General features: G+C 59.5%; 13 protein-coding genes. 8 read left to right on the forward strand and 5 right to left on the reverse strand.

Annotated elements, in window-relative coordinates:
* Positions 1-74 precede the first annotated feature (74 nt).
* Genes PAF12_RS14740 through PAF12_RS14760 form a run of 5 tightly spaced genes read left to right on the forward strand, consistent with a single transcriptional unit; the run spans position 75 to position 7,486 of the window.
* On the forward strand, positions 75-1,742 hold the full coding sequence (locus PAF12_RS14740; RefSeq protein ID WP_271107753.1) for a thiamine pyrophosphate-binding protein: 1,668 nt from the start codon (positions 75-77) through the stop codon (positions 1,740-1,742).
* Complete coding sequence (locus tag PAF12_RS14745) at positions 1,739-3,826, forward strand: hydantoinase/oxoprolinase family protein (protein WP_271107754.1); 2,088 nt, start codon at positions 1,739-1,741, stop codon at positions 3,824-3,826. The genes PAF12_RS14740 and PAF12_RS14745 overlap by 4 nt, the downstream gene beginning before the upstream one ends.
* Positions 3,823-5,457, forward strand: coding sequence for a hydantoinase B/oxoprolinase family protein (locus PAF12_RS14750; protein ID WP_271107755.1), 1,635 nt, complete (start codon positions 3,823-3,825; stop codon positions 5,455-5,457). Before PAF12_RS14745 ends, PAF12_RS14750 begins: the two co-directional genes overlap by 4 nt.
* Positions 5,454-6,674 (forward strand): pyridoxal phosphate-dependent aminotransferase, encoded by a 1,221-nt coding sequence (locus PAF12_RS14755; protein ID WP_271107756.1) that lies wholly within the window; start codon positions 5,454-5,456, stop codon positions 6,672-6,674. The genes PAF12_RS14750 and PAF12_RS14755 overlap by 4 nt, the downstream gene beginning before the upstream one ends.
* Complete coding sequence (locus PAF12_RS14760; RefSeq protein ID WP_271107757.1) at positions 6,674-7,486, forward strand: NAD(P)-dependent oxidoreductase; 813 nt, start codon at positions 6,674-6,676, stop codon at positions 7,484-7,486. Before PAF12_RS14755 ends, PAF12_RS14760 begins: the two co-directional genes overlap by 1 nt.
* A 100-nt stretch (positions 7,487-7,586) precedes the next feature.
* On the opposite strand, the gene PAF12_RS14765 is transcribed toward PAF12_RS14760, so the two are convergent.
* From PAF12_RS14765 to PAF12_RS14780, 4 genes are all read right to left on the reverse strand, one after another.
* Positions 7,587-9,017 carry a HAMP domain-containing sensor histidine kinase gene (locus PAF12_RS14765; protein ID WP_271107758.1) on the reverse strand — a complete coding sequence of 477 codons (1,431 nt, stop codon included), beginning with the start codon at positions 9,015-9,017 and terminating at the stop codon, positions 7,587-7,589.
* Entirely contained in the window at positions 9,001-9,678 is a 678-nt protein-coding gene (locus PAF12_RS14770; protein WP_271107759.1) for a response regulator transcription factor, read from the reverse strand. Before PAF12_RS14770 ends, PAF12_RS14765 begins: the two co-directional genes overlap by 17 nt.
* Before the next feature lie 87 nt (positions 9,679-9,765).
* Positions 9,766-10,239: a hypothetical protein gene (locus tag PAF12_RS14775; RefSeq protein WP_271107760.1), complete on the reverse strand. Its 474-nt coding sequence runs from the start codon at positions 10,237-10,239 to the stop codon at positions 9,766-9,768.
* A gap of 271 nt (positions 10,240-10,510) precedes the next feature.
* Entirely contained in the window at positions 10,511-11,398 is an 888-nt protein-coding gene (locus PAF12_RS14780) for a sugar kinase (RefSeq protein ID WP_271107761.1), read from the reverse strand.
* On the opposite strand from PAF12_RS14780, the gene PAF12_RS14785 reads away from it, so the two are divergent.
* From PAF12_RS14785 to PAF12_RS14795, 3 genes are all read left to right on the forward strand, one after another.
* Positions 11,397-12,359, forward strand: a complete 963-nt coding sequence (locus PAF12_RS14785; RefSeq protein ID WP_271107762.1) for a hypothetical protein — start codon at positions 11,397-11,399, stop codon at positions 12,357-12,359. The genes PAF12_RS14780 and PAF12_RS14785 overlap by 2 nt on opposite strands.
* A complete protein-coding gene (locus tag PAF12_RS14790) occupies positions 12,359-12,784 on the forward strand; it encodes a MaoC/PaaZ C-terminal domain-containing protein (protein ID WP_271107763.1) in 426 nt (141 codons plus the stop codon). The genes PAF12_RS14785 and PAF12_RS14790 overlap by 1 nt, the downstream gene beginning before the upstream one ends.
* 158 nt (positions 12,785-12,942) lie before the next feature.
* Positions 12,943-14,394 carry an aldehyde dehydrogenase family protein gene (locus tag PAF12_RS14795; RefSeq protein WP_271107764.1) on the forward strand — a complete coding sequence of 484 codons (1,452 nt, stop codon included), beginning with the start codon at positions 12,943-12,945 and terminating at the stop codon, positions 14,392-14,394.
* Positions 14,395-14,481: 87 nt separating this feature from the next.
* On the opposite strand, the gene PAF12_RS14800 is transcribed toward PAF12_RS14795, so the two are convergent.
* A complete protein-coding gene (locus PAF12_RS14800) occupies positions 14,482-15,183 on the reverse strand; it encodes a TetR/AcrR family transcriptional regulator (protein WP_271107765.1) in 702 nt (233 codons plus the stop codon).
* Positions 15,184-16,176 lie beyond the last annotated feature (993 nt).

Below are 16,176 nucleotides of genomic sequence, written 5' to 3' on the forward strand. Positions count from 1 at the left end.
CTTCTTTGTTTTTTGGCCGAGTGCGAGGACGCAATCTGAGGGGGAATGATGTGCAGTCCACGGAACAAGTTAACATGACGCGACATGGTGGTCAGCTTCTCGTCGAATGCCTGCTGGCGCTTGGGGGCCGTAAGGGGTTCGGGGTGCCGGGGGAAAGCTATCTCGCGGTGCTGGATGCGCTGCATGATACCGAAGGCAAGCTGGATTTCGTGCTTTGCCGGAACGAAGGGGGCGCGGCTTTCATGGCAGCCGCTTGGGGCAAGCTGACCGGGCAGCCGGGGCTTTGCTTCGTGACGCGGGGGCCGGGTGTCACCAATGCATCGATCGGCATTCATACCGCGATGCAGGATTCGGCACCGATGATTATTTTCGTCGGACAGGTCGGCACCGATATGAAGGGTCGCGAGGCGTTTCAGGAAATCGACTATCGGGCAGTTTTCGGGACGATGGCGAAATGGGCGGTCGAGATCGACGATGTCGACCGCATCCCGGAAGTCCTTTCTCGCGCATGGATCACTGCGACGACTGGCCGCCCCGGTCCTGTGGTGATCGCGCTGCCGGAGGACATGCTGACCAGCCTCACCGATCAAGCGCCCCTGACCGGCCCGGCCCGGATCGCAGAGTCCGCCCCTGCTCCCGATGCAGTGGTCGAGGCGCAAAAGCTGCTGGCCGACGCAAAGCGCCCTCTCATCCTGATGGGCGGCTGCAACTGGACCGATGCGGGGCGCGATGCCTTGCAGAACTTCGCTGAGGCCTCCGACATCCCGGTCGTCGCTGCGTTCCGTTATCAGGATCAGTTCGACAATCATTCGCCGGTCTATGCGGGTGAGGCCGGGGTCGGGATGCCGCCCCATGTGAAGGCGCTGATCCGTGAGGCCGATGTGATCCTCGCCGTCAATGTCCGCTTCGGCGAGATGACGACGGATGGCTATACGCTGCTGGATGTGCCGGTGCCAAAACAGCGTCTGATTCATGTTCATGGCTCGGACCGGGAAATCGGGAAGATCTATCAGCCAAGCCTCGGCATTCATGCCGGGCCGAACGCCTTTGCCGCGGCCCTGTCGCCGGTCAGTGGCGATTGGGCCACCTGGCGCGAAAAAGCGCGGGCGGATTGGGAAGCCAGTCTGAATGTGCCGCCCCAGCCCTCGCCGGTCGATATGGCCGCTGTCACAATACATCTGCGAGAGGTTCTGCCGGACGATGCCATCCTGACCAACGGCGCGGGCAATTTCACGGTCTGGCCGAACAAGTTCTTCCCCTTCGGCCCGAAGGCGCGTCTGCTGGCCCCGCAATCCGGCGCAATGGGTTACGGCTTGCCTGCCGCCATCGCCGCCCAGATCGCCCATCCCGACCGCATCGTCGTCTGTTTTGCGGGCGATGGTGATTTCCAGATGAATTGTCAGGAACTCGGCACCGCGATGCAGGCCGGTGAGCAGCCCATCGTCCTGATCCTGAATAACGGGATTTACGGCACAATCCGCGCCCATCAGGAACGGAACTATCCGGCCCGTGTCTCTGGCACGACGCTGGAAAACCCCGATTTCATCGCCCTCGCCCGCGCTTATGGCTTCCACGCCGAGCGTGTCGAAAGCACTGAAGAATTCGCCCCGGCCTTCGCCCGCGCGATGGAATCACACACCGGCGCGGTCCTTGAGCTGAATATCTCGCCCGAGGCGCTGACACCGCGCCAGACCCTTTCTCAGATGCGCGACGCCGCGCTAGCCGCAAAGGACAGTCCATGACCGACGCGATCCGCCTTGGCGCCGATATCGGCGGCACGTTTACCGATATTGCCCTTGAATGCCGGGGAGAGCTGTTCTCGACCAAGGTGCTGACAAATTACACCGCGCCCGAGCAATCCATTCTGGACGGGATCGAGGTGGTTCTGCGGGACGCGGGCATTACGCCTGCGGATCTGGATATCGTCATTCATGGCACGACCCTGGCGACCAACGCGCTGATCGAACGTCGCGGCGCACGCACTGCGCTGATCACGACCGAAGGGTTTCGCGACGTGATCGAGATGCGGACCGAAAGCCGGTTCGAACAATATGACCTGAACCTGCGCCTGCCCACGCCGCTGATCCCGCGAGAGGACCGCTTTACCGTCAAGGGCCGGATCGGGGCGCAAGGACAGGAATTGCAGCCGCTGGATGAGGACGCACTGGAAGCCTTGGCCGACCGCATCGCGGCAGAAGGTTTCGGCGCGGTCGCCATCGGGTTCATCCATTCCTATATGAACGCCGATCATGAACGCCGCGCGCGCGACATCATCGCGGCGAAGACCGATGTGCCGATCTCGATCTCCGCCGAGGTTTCGCCCCAGATGCGCGAATTCGAACGTTTCAACACCGTCTGTGCGAATGCCTATGTTCGTCCGCAGATGCAGGATTACCTGACGCGGCTTCAGGTCCGTCTGAAAGACATGGGTGCTGGCTGCCCGGTCTTCATGATCCATTCCGGCGGCGGGTTGATCGGGGTTGAAACGGCGGCGGAATTCCCGGTCCGGCTGGTCGAATCCGGCCCGGCGGGCGGGGCGATCTTCGCCGCTGATGTGGCGCAGCGCTTCGGGCTTGAAAAGGTGGTCAGCTATGACATGGGCGGCACAACCGCAAAGATCTGCCTGATCGAGGATTTCGCGCCCAAGACCGCCCGCACCTTCGAGGTTGCGCGGACCTATCGCTTCTGCAAGGGATCGGGGATGCCCATCTCGATCCCGGTGATCGAGATGATCGAGATCGGGGCAGGGGGCGGCTCGCTCGCCTGGGTCGACGCCATGGGGCGAATCCAGACAGGCCCGGAATCGGCGGCGTCAGAGCCCGGCCCGGCCTGTTATCAGCGCGGCGGCGAACGGCCCGCGATTACCGATGCCGATCTGGCGCTTGGTAAGCTTGACCCCGACAATTTCGCAGGCGGCGCAATCAAGCTGTCCACGGCCAATTCGGATGCAGCGATCACCCGCGATGTCGGCAGCCGCCTTGGCCTGTCGACCGAGGCCGCTGCCTTCGGCATTGTCGAGGTGGTGGACGAGAATATGGCCAATGCGGCCCGCGTCCATGCAGTCGAGAACGGCAAGAATATCTCTGACAATATCATGATCGCATTTGGCGGCGCGGCACCGCTTCACGCGTCCCGGTTATGCGAGAAGCTGGGCATCGACCAATGCCTGATCCCATCGGGGGCGGGCGTTGGATCGGCCATCGGCTTTCTGAAGGCTCCGTTTGGATACGAGGCGCTGACCTCGCAGGTCGTGCGACTGTCGGAATTCGATGCGGAACGCGTCAATGCGCTGCTGGACGATCTGACCGCGACGGCAGAGAAATTTGTCCGTGAAGGCAGCAGCGGTCAGATTCAGCGAGAGCGGATCGCCTTCATGCGCTATGTCGGGCAGGGCTGGGAAATCCCCGTCGCATTACCTGACCGGCGCTTTGCGCCGGATGATGCCGATTGGCTCCGCGACGCCTTCCGCAAGGCTTATGCCCGCTTCTTTGGCCGCGCGATTGACGGCCTTGACGGGCTGGAGATTGAGATCGTGACCTTCTCGGTCAAGGCGCAGGACACGCGCCCCGCACCAGAGGCCTACCAGATCACGACCGGGAAGCCGGGCCTGCACAACGGCACAACCCGAGAAGTCTTCGATCCGGCAGAGGGTCGCATGGTCGCCTCCTCCATCATCGAGCGCAGCGATCTGCCGCCCGGTGCCCGTGTCGCCGGCCCGGCGATCATCACGGAACGTGAGACCTCGACCGTGGTGACTTCGCCCTTCGATGTGGTGATGCAGCCCGACGGTTCCCTTCTTCTGACCCGCAAGGAGATGCAGCAATGAGCGACGCGACGGTGGATCCGACACAGGAAATCCGTATGCAGGTGATGTGGAACCGCCTGATCTCGGTTGTCGAGGAACAGGCGCTGACGCTGCTGCGGACGGCGTTCTCGACCTCTGTCCGAGAGGCGGGGGACCTTTCGGCGGGCGTGTTCGACCCTCAGGGCCGGATGCTCGCGCAGGCCGTGACGGGGACGCCCGGTCATGTGAATACCATGGCCGAGGCGGTGCTGAACTTCATGGCCGAAATCCCGCGCGAGCAGATGTATCCGGGCGACACCTATGTCACCAACGATCCCTGGCTGGGAACGGGGCATCTCCACGACATCACAATGGTTTCACCGTCCTTTAAAGGCGACGAACTGGTCGGCTTTTTCGCCTGCACCGCCCATGTCGTGGATGTAGGCGGGCGGGGCTTCGGGGCGGACGGAAAATCCGTCTATGAGGAAGGCATCCAGATCCCGATCATGAAATTCGCCGAGAAGGGCGAGGTCAACCGCGACCTGATCCGCATCCTGCGCGCCAATATCCGCGAGCCCAATCAGGTCATCGGCGATTTCTATTCTCTCGCGGCATGTAACGATGTCGGTCATCGTCGCCTGATCGAGATGATGGACGAGATTGGATTGCCCAACCTCGACAAGCTGGGTGACTTCATCTTCGCGCGAACCCGACAAGCAATGTTGGAACGGATCGCTGGGCTTCCCGAGGGGGCTTGGACCAACGAGCTGACGGTCGACGGTTATGACGATCCGGTGCATCTGGTCGCAACGCTGGAAACGCGCGGCGAGACGGTGAATGTCGATTTCACCGGCAGCGATCCGGTCAGCCGCTGGGGGATCAACGTCCCGATCATCTATACCAAGGCCTATGCCTGCTATGCGATGAAATGCGTAATTGCACCGGATATCCCCAATAACTGGGCCTCGCTGGAGCCTTTCACCGTCTCATCGCCCGTCAACATTCTGAACGCGCAGCGTCCCGCTCCGGTCAGCCTGCGGCATGTCTTCGGCCATATGGTTCCCGATCTTGTGCTTGGTGCGCTTGCGCAGGCGCTGCCGGGCAGGATCCTTGCCGAAGGTTCGGGGGCGCTTTGGAACATACATATCTCGGCGCGTCCGCTGCCGGGGGGCGAAGGACGAAATGCTGAAATCCTGATGTTCAATTCCGGCGGCATGGGGGCGCGGCCGGAGCTTGACGGGCTGTCGGCCACGGCCTTCCCATCCGGTGTGATGACCATGCCGATCGAAGCGACGGAACAGACCGGCCCCGTCGTGATCTGGCGCAAGGAACTGCGTCCGGATTCGGCGGGTGACGGGCAGTATCGCGGCGGTCTCGGTCAGGTCATCGAGATCGAGGCGGCAGAGGGGCATCAATTCGACTTTTCCGCCATGTTCGACCGCATCGAAAATGCCCCCCGGGGGCGTGAAGGCGGGCAGGACGGCACGCCCGGCTCTGTCATGCTGGACGATGGCACCAGGATGCGTCCAAAAGGCTGGCAACACGTCCCGCCCGGTCGCCGGCTGATGCTGAAACTTCCGGGTGGCGGCGGCTACGGCGATCCCGCGCGGCGCAGCAATGAGGCACGCAGCACTGACGTGCTCAGAGGATATGTGACGGAGGACGGACAATGAGCTATGTCGCTGAACGGCTATCGGTGGTGAAACCCTCGGCCTCGATGGCCGCCTCGCAGGCCGCGAAATCTCTGGCGGCGACCGGGGTGGATGTGATCGACCTCGGGCTGGGAGAGCCGGATTTCCCGACGCCTGAACATATCTCCAAAGCGGCTTACGATGCCGCCCTGTCGGGTGAAACGCTCTACACCGCCTCGACAGGCACGCTCGCGCTGCGGGAAGCCGTCGCAGAAAAATTCCGGCGCGAGAACGGTCTGGATTATCGCCCGGAAGAGATCGCAGTTGCCAATGGTGCCAAGCAGATCATCTTCAATGCTCTTCTCGCGACGCTGAACGATGGCGATGAGGCGATCCTGCCGACGCCTTATTTTGTCAGCTACCCGGAGATGGTGAAACTACTCGGCGGCGTGCCCGTGACACCGCAATGCCCCGCGGAAGCAGGCTTCAGGCTGACGCCCGATGTGCTGGAAGCCGCCATCACGCCGCGCACCAAATGGCTGTTCCTGAACGCGCCGGGGAACCCTTCGGGCGCTGTTTACAGTAAAGCTGAAATGCAGGCGCTTGGCGACGTGCTGGCGAAACATCCGCGGGTACTGATCCTGTCCGACGAGATCTATGAGCATATCATCTTCGACGGTCGCGAATTCGTCAGCTTCGGCACGGCCTGCCCAGACCTACGAGACCGGTCGCTGATCGTGAACGGTGTTTCGAAGTCCTATGCGATGACCGGCTGGCGTGTCGGCTATGCCGCAGGACCGGCACCGCTGATCAAGGCAATGGGCACTGTTCAAAGCCAAAGTTGCACATCTGTTGCGGCCCCCATGCAGGCGGCGGCGGTTGCAGCGCTGACCGGGCCGCAGGATTGCGTTTCAGAATTTCGCGAGGCGTTTCAGCGCCGCCGCGATCTGGTGGTCGCGGGCATCGCCAAGATCGACGGGCTGGAGCTTCCCGCCCCGGAAGGCGCGTTCTATGCCTATATCGGCTGTGCCGATCTGATCGGACGCCGCACTCCCGGGGGCAAAACCCTTGCTACAGATACGGATGTTTCTGATTATCTTCTCTCCGACGGTCATGTAGGCTCTGTTCCCGGATCAGCCTACGGCCTTTCGCCCTTCTTCCGCATCTCAACGGCAACTTCAGACGAAGTCCTGAGCGACGCAGTAGAACGAATTGGCCGTGCCGTCGGTGCACTCAAACCTGCTCAGGAGAACGCTTAATGAAACCGCGCTATGACACCATCCTGATTACCGGTGCTGCAGGTCGGCTTGGTACCGAACTGCGCCGCGGCCTGGCACCTTTGGCGCAAAAGCTGCGACTGGCCGATGTCAGTGAAATCAAGGACCAGAAGCCGAATGAGGAAGTTCTGACCTTTGATCTTTCCGATATGGCTGCCGTCATGGCCGCCTGCGAAGGTGTCGATGCGATCATCCATTTCGGAGGCGCCCCACATGAACGCCCGTGGGATGAGGTGCTGAATTCCAATATCCGGGGCAGCTACCACATCTACGAAGGGGCGCGTCAGCACGGCGTCAAACGCGTTATCTATGCTTCTTCAGTTCATGCCATCGGCTATCACGAACTCGAAAGCCATATCGACGCGTTGGCTCCGCATCGCCCTGACAGCCTTTACGGATTGTCGAAGTGCTTCGTCGAGGATCTTGGCCGCCTTTACTGGGACAAGTTCGGGATCGAAAGTGCGATGCTGCGGATCTTCTCGTCCTTCCCGGAGCCGGCTGACCGGCGGATGCTGTGGTCATGGCTCTCCTTCGACGATTGTGTCCGGCTTGTCAGCGCCGCGCTGACGGCTCCCCGCGTGGGATTCTCGGTCAGTTTCGGCATCTCGGATAACAGCTTGAAACCAGTTGATAATCGGCTGGCCGGACATCTGGGCTATCGACCCGCTGACAATACTGAGCGTTTCCGTGAAGCGATGGAGGCCAAAACCGATACCCCCGATCCGCAAGCGCCTGCGGTCAAATATCTGGGCGGTTGGTTCGTCGATATCGGCCATCCGGATGACGAATTGTAATCGGTGTAGCGATCTGTCTTTGAGTATGGGTCTGCTGTCGTCGTCTTTGGCACGACCTATCCGTTTGAATGTAGGGAAGCTCGTGTGATCAAGCTGCTCGCTACATCGATACGACCTCGTTTGCTGTTTGAGGCAATGTTCGCCCAAATGACGAGCCTTCACGTTGGCTGAACCTCACCACTATGCAAAGTCCGCCGCTTTCACCCTTGCCGACGGACATTGTCGCACGGTGATAGTCGGCAATTGCACGCACCAAGGCCAATCCCAGACCCATACCGAACGTCTGGTCGTTCCCAAGCTGATCGAAGGGCATGCATAGACGCGACAGCTTTTCCGCCTCTACGCCCGGCCCGGTATCTGTAACCGTTATCTGATCGCCCTCGACCGCAAGCGTGATGGTCGATCCCGCCCCGGAGTGACGCACAGCATTGTCCACGAGGTTTGAGACAAGCTGTGCAATCAACTGTTGATCGCCCCGGATAATGGCGGGGTTGCTGAGGCGCAGTTGCAATCTCTGGCCGTTGTGGTCTGCAATTTCTGCAAACAGATCCTCCATCAACTGTGCAACCTGCCCGAGATCAACCTCGCCCATACCGGCTCTCCCGTCCCGCCCCGACAACCGGGCGATACGCTGCACGGCGTCGAAGATGCGGATCACCTCATCTGTGCGATCAAGAACGGTGAGCATGGCGGGGCTGTCGCCCAGATCCTCAATGGCTGCGCGAAGACGCGCGAGCGGCGTGCGCAATTCATGCGCGAGATGCTGGGTGAAATACCTGAGTTGGTCGAAGCTGCCCTGCAACCGGGTTGCCGCGCCATCCACATCCCACATCACCTGATCGAGATCGTCGCGAAGGCGGGCCGGGGCGATGCGTTGGCTGAAATCACCATCGGCAATGCGCGCAAGCCCGCTGCTGATCCGGTCCAGGCGTCGTTGCTGACGCCAGCCCAGTCCCAACCCGGCAAGCAATGTTGCAACAATCGCGGGTATACCGACACCGGCCACGACCCCGGGGATTACGGCGAGGACACTCTCGAAATCCTCGATTTCCTCCAGATACGCCATGCGCCCGCCAGCCAGCGGCACCACATAGACCCGCCAGAGTTCTGCCTCGGGCTGGAGTGCTTCTTCGCTTGGAAAGCGCCAGTCCTGACGCAGTTCGGCAATGCCTGCCTTGGTAAAGAGTGCAGACGCAGGCAATGTCACAAAGCCCGTTTGATCGAAGATATCGCGGCGCAGTTGGCCATGAACGGTCTCATCCGGTGCCAGATATCCCTCGGTCAAGGACGCGGCACCCTCTTCATTGTCGCCGGCAAACAGGCTGATGACATCGCTTGCCACCGTAAACTCGGCGGCATCGGATTCGGCCAGTTCGATCAGACCGGCGTCGATCTCGGCCCGTACCTCAGTGCGGATGGTCCTGTTTGTTGCCCAGCCACTGATCAGCAGTAGGACCACAAAGATCGCGCAGAGCGTCGCAGACAGATGCAGCGCGCTCATCCGCCACATCCGCTTAATCTCCAAGGACATATCCCGCCCCCCGCACGGTCCGGATCAGCGCCACCGGGAATGGACGGTCAATCTTGGCCCGCAACCGGCTGACATAGGTATCGACCACGTTGGTGCCGGGATCGAAGTTCAGCTGCCAGACCCGCTCCAGCAGCATGGTCCGGGTCAGCACACGGCCCGGGGCACGCAGGAAGGCCTCAATCAGCCGCAATTCCTTGGGATTGAGGTCGAGTGCCCGCCCCGCACGGCGGCATTTCTGCCTCAAAAGATCCAGCTCCAGATCCGCGTATCGGAGCAAGCTCGGTTCCGTGGCCTCAGCCGCCAGGTTTCGCCGCCCAAGCGCCATGACCCGGGCCAGCAGCTCAGACTGCGCGAAGGGCTTGGTCAGATAATCGTCGGCACCTGCCTCCAACCCCTCGACGCGATCTTCCACATCGCCAAGCGCGGTCAACATCAGCACCGGCGCAGCCACTTTCGACGCCCGCAGCGTCCTCAACACAGCCATTCCGTCGAGTTCCGGCACCATGCGATCGAGAATGATTAGGTCATAATCACGCGTCGTGGCCGCGATCAGCGCCGAACGACCATCCTCCAGATGGTCGACGACATGGCCTGAATTGCTGAGCGAGCGGATGGTCCACTCCGCCAGCACCTTGTCATCTTCCAGCAGCAAAATATTCATCAGATACTCAGGTTACAGACAGAGACGCTATGCGCCTCTGTCCCTCGTTGCGTTTGAGCCCGCTTGTCAACGGTCTCATTGGTTGCGTCAGGTTTCATCGCCTTCAAGCGAATTGACGCAATCCTGCAGATTGTCGAAGCCCGCCTCAGCACAGTCATCGGCGAACTCCTCATAGCAGCCTTCGATTGCATCATCAGCTTCGTCGTCACATGCGGCATCGTTGATTTCAAAGTCTTCTTCAGCCAAGCAGTCGTCGAGATCGTCATGGCCCAGTTCGTCGCAACGATCGTTCAGCTCATCAAGCCGATCCGCATCAATCACGAAATCGCTGGCACGTATGACATTGTTGGCGGCTTCCGAGCCATCGCTTACGGCGCGCGAATATGCAGGGCCTCCGGTGTTCGCGGCTTTGTACACCGCCGGACTGGTTTGCGCGGCGATTGCCGGGACGGCGACCAAAGCCAGTGTCATCGAAGATACGAGGATCAGGGTCGTTTTCATCAGTCTTTCCTTTTTTAAGGCCGCGCGGAATGCGCCGCCGATGACACCGGTATGGCCCATGATCATTGCATGAGCTGGCGGGCAATCATTACAATTTTGTCATCTTTCCAATTCTGTAGCACTCCTCTGGTGTACACCGGATAGAGTGGAAAGCAGTCTGACAGACACGGCGAGATGCAGCCTTTCGATGAGAACTGCTGGCCGCAAAAGTGGTGGATTTTCTGATGCCCGTTTTCTGATCACAGGCATCCGCTGGCCGCCCAGTTAGCGATCAGCCCGCGGCGTCTTCAAAGGCTCATCGCTTGCGCAGGCGGCTGGTCGAGCATAAACATCAGAGGGCTAAGCTGGTAATCTCGTCCTTCGGGGCGCGGGCCCCGAGGTTGCGGATGACGACACGGGCCAAGGCGCAGCCCATCTGTACTGCCTTACCCGTTGCCGCCCCCTGCAGACGCGCTGAAAGATAGCCAGCATTGAAGGAATCGCCTGCGCCGGTGGTGTCCCTGACGATATCCGCCGCCGGTGTCGCAAATTCCGACAGCTGACCGTCCTGCCCAACCACGACCGATGCCGCCCCGTTCTTCACCACTATCTCGGCCACGCCAAGGGCTGCGAACCGCGCGACAGTATCCGCAGGGGTGGCATCGCCCCAGATCGCGGATTCGTCGTCAAAGCTTGGCAGAGCGATATCGGTGATCTCGGCCATCTGAGAAACGGTTTCATGAATCTCCTCACGGGACGTCCAGAGCCGCGGGCGTATGTTGGGATCAAACGAAATGACGGCACCGCCAGCACGCGCCCCGGTCAGGACTGTGAACAGGGTCTTGCGGGATGAAGGCGGCAGGATCGCAAGCGTGATGCCGGAGACATGGATAAGACCCACATCCTTCAGGGCTGCGGCCAGGGCATCGGCATCGTCGGCGAGGTGACGGGCAGCAGACATATCCCGCCAATAGTGAAAGCTGCGCTCCACCCCATCCAGTTCGATGAGGTAAAGTCCCATATTGTGCTTCGGATCGCGTGACACACCGGAAATATCAAGACCGTCTGCCGCCATCCCCTGAACGAAGCTGTCGGAAAGCCCGTCACAGCCGACGCGCGTCACAAAACCGGCCTGCACCCGGTCTCCGAGAAGCTGGGCGATGTGCCAGATCGTGTTATAGGTGTCACCCGCAAAGCCGCGTTGATAGGCCAAATCGCCGAGCGGGGCGAGCTCTACCATGGACGGCTACGAAATAGCACTGGCCGCACATAACTCTGGTGGCAAGGTAATCGCGCAGGTCCGCGAGGAGCGACCGTCATCGGAACTCAGGTCGCGCGAAGTGCTGATTCCGGGGCAGCTTGTTGATCATGTGCATGTCGTGCCGGATCAATGGCAAACCTATCTGCGGAACTACGATGGCCTCTATGCAGGTCTTAGTAAGGCAAATCAGGTCCAGGACGCGCCGGAACCCGACGACGCCGCGCGATTGATCGTTTCACGGCGTGGCGCACAGGAGCTGATGCGCGGCGGCATTCTGAACTTTGGCTTCGGCATGTCTGCGGATGTCGCGGCAATCCTTGCAAGAGATCCCCACTCCGAGGACTACTGGCGTACCGTTGAACAGGGCCTTCACAACGGCGTCCTCTTGGGCGGCAATCTTTTCGGTATTTCGGCTGGCCCTAACGCCATCGTATCTTCGGCAGCGCAGTTCGATTTCTACTCTGGCGGCGGTCTGGACCAGTCGTTCCTCGGAATGGGTGAATTCGACTCTCATGGCTGTGTGAACGTCTCGCATCTCGGGGGACGTCTGAGCGGCCCGGGTGGCTTCATCGACATAGCTCAAGGCGCGAAGCAGGTGATCTTCTGCGGTCGCTTCAATGGGAAGGGCGCAGAACTGGCGTTGAAGGACGGAAAGCTGTGCATCTTGCGGGAGGGCGCAATCCACAAGGCGGTCGCCAATGTTCACACTGTAACCTTCAGCGGTGCCGAAGCAGTCAAGCGGGGTCAGCGCGTACTCTACATCACCGAGCGCGCGGTATTTCAGCTGACCCCTGAGGGTGTCGAGCTGATCGAATACGCACCGGGTATCGACGTGTACAAAGACGTGCTCGAACAGATGGACTTCAAACCAATCATGCGGTCGCCAAAGCTGATGCCTGCGGCATGCTTTACGACATCTCTCGAAAAGGAAATAGCCTGATGAACGAGATACCAATCACGGTTGGCGACACATTCCAGTTCCGTAAGACGGTTTCCGAATCCGATGTGTACTTGTTCGCAGGTATTACCGGTGACCTGTCTCCTAACCATGTCGACGAGGAGGCAATGGCGAAGACCGCCTATGGCGGGCGGATCGCGCACGGCGCACTTTTGGTCGGGTATATGTCGGCCTGCTCAACGATGGCCTGCGAAAAGGCGCGAGAGTCGGCATGGGGTGTGCCGGTATCGCTTGGCTACGACCGGGTTCGCTTTCTCAGCGGCGTTCGGATCGGCGAGACAATCACCATCCACTATGCCTATACCAATTTCAATTCCGAGCGTGCGCGGTCAACCTCGAAGGTTGAGGTGAGGGTCGGTGACAAGCTCGTCGCCGTCGCAGACCATATCATGACATGGGTCAGGTAGGCTGACTGAAAGCGGGCGGTCGGTTCGATCCGCACACCAAATGAAATGACATCCGCGGCGGCAAGAGGCGCCGTATCGACAAACCCGAAAAGGAGACCGCAGTGTCTTTTGCTGGTAAGAGAATTGAACACGCGCTGAACAATCCAATCAGGAGCAAGATGTGGATCAACGGCGTAGCGCGTGACGCCCGTAACGACGAAGTCATAGAACGCGAGACCCCGGCCGCAAAGGGCGTCGTGACCATCGCGCCGCGCGGGACGGCGGAGGACGCCGAAGATGCCATAGCGGCAGCAGAGGCACAGTTCCTCTCTGGCGAATGGGCTGAATCGTATGGCGGGGACAAGGCCAAGATCCTCGCCGGAGTCGCCGCCTGCATCCGCCGCGACGCTGAAGAGTTGGCATATCTTGAGACTTTGGAAACCGGCAAGCCACTAAAGGCCTCTTTGGGCGAAGTCGAGGGTTCTGCCGACCTGTGGGAATATGCCTCTGGCCTCGCCCCCACATTGCACGGCGACAGCTATTCGAATCTCGGCCCGGACCGCATGGGGATGATCCTGCGTCAGCCAATCGGCGTTGTAAGCATCATTACGCCTTGGAATTTCCCGCTGCTGATTGCATCGGAGCGGATACCCTTTGCCCTTGCCGCAGGCTGTTCGACAGTCGTGAAGCCCAGCGAGTTCACCTCGGCCACCACATTGCGTCTGGGCGAATACCTCAAGGAATGTGGCCTTCCGGATGGCGCCTGTAATATAGTTTCCGGTCACGGTCACGATATAGGTCAGGTGATGATCGAACATCCATCGGTGCGGATGGTTTCCTTTACCGGATCGCCGCGCGTCGGCAAGATCGTGATGCATGCCGCGGCCGAGACCACCAAGAAGTTGTCGCTTGAACTGGGTGGCAAGTCGCCATCTGTCGTATTTGCCGATTGCGACATGGAAGCCGCTATTGATGGCGTCCTGAAAGGGTCGAACTTCAACGCCGGCCAGTGCTGTATTGCCGGGTCACGCCTGATCGTCGAAGACAAGATTGCAGATCAATTCCTGGAAAAACTCATTGTCCGCGCGCAGGACCTGAAGGTCGGCGACCCTTTCGATCCGCAAACCGCGATCGGAGCGATCGTCAACGAGGCGCAGTTCGACCAAATCGACCGCTATGTTTCGGCAGCGCGCGATTCCGGTGCCTCGATTCTGATGGGTGGTGAGGGCGATACGAGCAATGGTCTTTTCTACCAGCCGACGATCATCGCCAATGCGCCATCAGATTCCCCAATCGCGCAGGAGGAAATCTTCGGTCCGGTGCTATCGGTGTTTCGCTTCAAAACCATACAAGAGGCCATCAAGCTCGCCAACTCAACCAATTTCGGCCTTGCTGCCTACATCTGGACGAACGACCTGAATACCGCGCTCTCATGCGGTCGCCGCATCGAAGGCGGCCGGGTCTGGGTCAATGCCGCACTTCAGGGCATACCTGAAATGCCCTTGGGCGGTTATCGCGGATCCGGCATCGGACGCGAAACCGGTCGCTTCGGGGTCGACGAGTACTGCGAAATGAAGTCGCTCCAGATCAACCACATGCCTCAAGCCGAACGATGGGTCACCACGGGCTAAGTTCATTCCCCGCCAGCAAGCTACCGGCCCTTTGAAGAGAGGGGTCGGTTTCGTTTGTTTGCTGGATGTGAAGCTCGGGTCCGGGCCTCAATCGAGGGCAGAATCAGGCTTGAGATAGGCCAGAACCATTTCCACCATCTGTTTCCTGCGGGTGGCAAGCGCCTCCTCACTCAGGAGATCGACGTTGTAGATGACTGCGTTGGTGAACCGATTATTGATGTAGTAGAACGACATCCCGGCAATGGAATGCATCAACTGTATCGGGTCTACATCTTTGCGGAAGATGCCTTGCTTGGCACCCTCATCAAGAATGCGCCCCAGTGCGTTCAGCAGATAAAACGTGCTGGAGCGGATTGTTTCCGATTTCCGAATGAATGCCCCTCGATGCGTATTTTCCAAGCTGACAATTGCAAGCAACTCGGGCGTATTCAGAAAATACTCCCAGGTCGATTCAACCAAGGCACGCACTGCCGAAACCGGGTCAAGTTCTTCAAGGCCGAGCCGGGCCTCGCTGGCGCGGATATCCGTATAGACCTTTTCGAGGACCGCCATATACAGGTCCTCCTTGGAGCCGAAGTAGTGATAGATCATCCGCTTGTTAAGACCAGCACCCTCAGCGATGGCCTCGATCCCCGCGTTGGCAAACCCCTTCTCAGCAAACTCCTTTATGGCAGAGGCCAGCAGGTCGGATTTGGCCTTTTCCGGGTCGCGGATTTGCTTTTTTGAAGCTTTTCGCGCCACGACAGAGGGACGTGTCTGGGGATCGGGTGCAGATTTTTGCATAGCCATTTAAATGATCTTTCGTTCCCGCAGGTTGTCCGCAAACGATGAAGCAAAGGTTGGTCGGCCAATATTTATAACTCAATAGCGAGTTATGTGAAACAGGTGGATTTCGATTTCCGTCGGTACATCGGGACCTTGCTGTTACTTAGATGAAGTGAGTTGCAACGAATGCGGGAGCCGTCGCTGGTTTAGTCGTTGCGCTGGAATGGTCGACTGCTATCGCGCGTGTGTGGCGCAGGGAACCGCGCTGTGACATCGAAACCGAAGACGGTTGTGATGGATCCGACCTATCTGAAAGTGAACCGTGCGGCTTTCAGCTCTGACGCTCCAAAAGGGGACACGCCCGCCAGATAGGCCGAGCCAAGGGCGGGGTCATACCAAGTTGCGCGCAATCACCGATGCAACGGGTCGGCCGATAAGGCTTTTTGTGTTGACCGGAAAGGTCAGTGATTGCACCGGGACAGGGCCGCCGCTGGTTACCTTGCTAAAGGCGGGGTGACCACTCGCAGATGGGGAATGTGACGCTAATCGGTTCGGAGGCGAGCTTAAATACAAGGAGATACAGGTCCGTATCGCTGACCGAAACACCCGCAAATAGGCGGTCAAGTACGATAAGTGCCGGTACAAACGCCCTAATCGTATTGAGATCATGTTCGGCAGGTTTAAGAACAGGAGATACGTGGCAACCCTATACAACGGATGCCGGAAACCTTTTTTAGCCATCGCTCTTCCCGCAACTGCCCTGTTCTGGCGATGAAAAAGAGTGAGGCCGGGGCCTAGTAAATGCGATACAAATTGCTGATTAACCGGGCGGCAGCCGCGAATTCTTGGTTGTTCTTATTGCCGTAATCTTGAGTTGGGCCACAAATCCACATTGGAGATCGCCTGCTGGCTGCAGACCATAGGCGCTTCCGGGCCGATTTGCGTTCAGGGAACGCAATACCAAGCTATAGGATAACGCTGCGTCAGTTCAGACATCGTATAACACGAGAAATCGAC

Source organism: Paracoccus sp. SCSIO 75233 (assembly GCF_027912675.1).
Taxonomy (GTDB): Bacteria; Pseudomonadota; Alphaproteobacteria; order Rhodobacterales; family Rhodobacteraceae; genus Paracoccus.

Coding starts and splice junctions, on each gene's coding strand:
- PAF12_RS14740 (WP_271107753.1), top strand. CDS start 75: ATGACGCGACATGGTGGTCAGCTTCTCGTCGAATGCCTGCTGGCGCTT.
- PAF12_RS14745 (WP_271107754.1), top strand. CDS start 1,739: ATGACCGACGCGATCCGCCTTGGCGCCGATATCGGCGGCACGTTTACC.
- PAF12_RS14750 (WP_271107755.1), top strand. CDS start 3,823: ATGAGCGACGCGACGGTGGATCCGACACAGGAAATCCGTATGCAGGTG.
- PAF12_RS14755 (WP_271107756.1), top strand. CDS start 5,454: ATGAGCTATGTCGCTGAACGGCTATCGGTGGTGAAACCCTCGGCCTCG.
- PAF12_RS14760 (WP_271107757.1), top strand. CDS start 6,674: ATGAAACCGCGCTATGACACCATCCTGATTACCGGTGCTGCAGGTCGG.
- PAF12_RS14765 (WP_271107758.1), bottom strand. CDS start 9,017: ATGTCCTTGGAGATTAAGCGGATGTGGCGGATGAGCGCGCTGCATCTG.
- PAF12_RS14770 (WP_271107759.1), bottom strand. CDS start 9,678: ATGAATATTTTGCTGCTGGAAGATGACAAGGTGCTGGCGGAGTGGACC.
- PAF12_RS14775 (WP_271107760.1), bottom strand. CDS start 10,239: ATGGGCCATACCGGTGTCATCGGCGGCGCATTCCGCGCGGCCTTAAAA.
- PAF12_RS14785 (WP_271107762.1), top strand. CDS start 11,397: ATGGACGGCTACGAAATAGCACTGGCCGCACATAACTCTGGTGGCAAG.
- PAF12_RS14780 (WP_271107761.1), bottom strand. CDS start 11,398: ATGGTAGAGCTCGCCCCGCTCGGCGATTTGGCCTATCAACGCGGCTTT.
- PAF12_RS14790 (WP_271107763.1), top strand. CDS start 12,359: ATGAACGAGATACCAATCACGGTTGGCGACACATTCCAGTTCCGTAAG.
- PAF12_RS14795 (WP_271107764.1), top strand. CDS start 12,943: ATGTGGATCAACGGCGTAGCGCGTGACGCCCGTAACGACGAAGTCATA.
- PAF12_RS14800 (WP_271107765.1), bottom strand. CDS start 15,183: ATGGCTATGCAAAAATCTGCACCCGATCCCCAGACACGTCCCTCTGTC.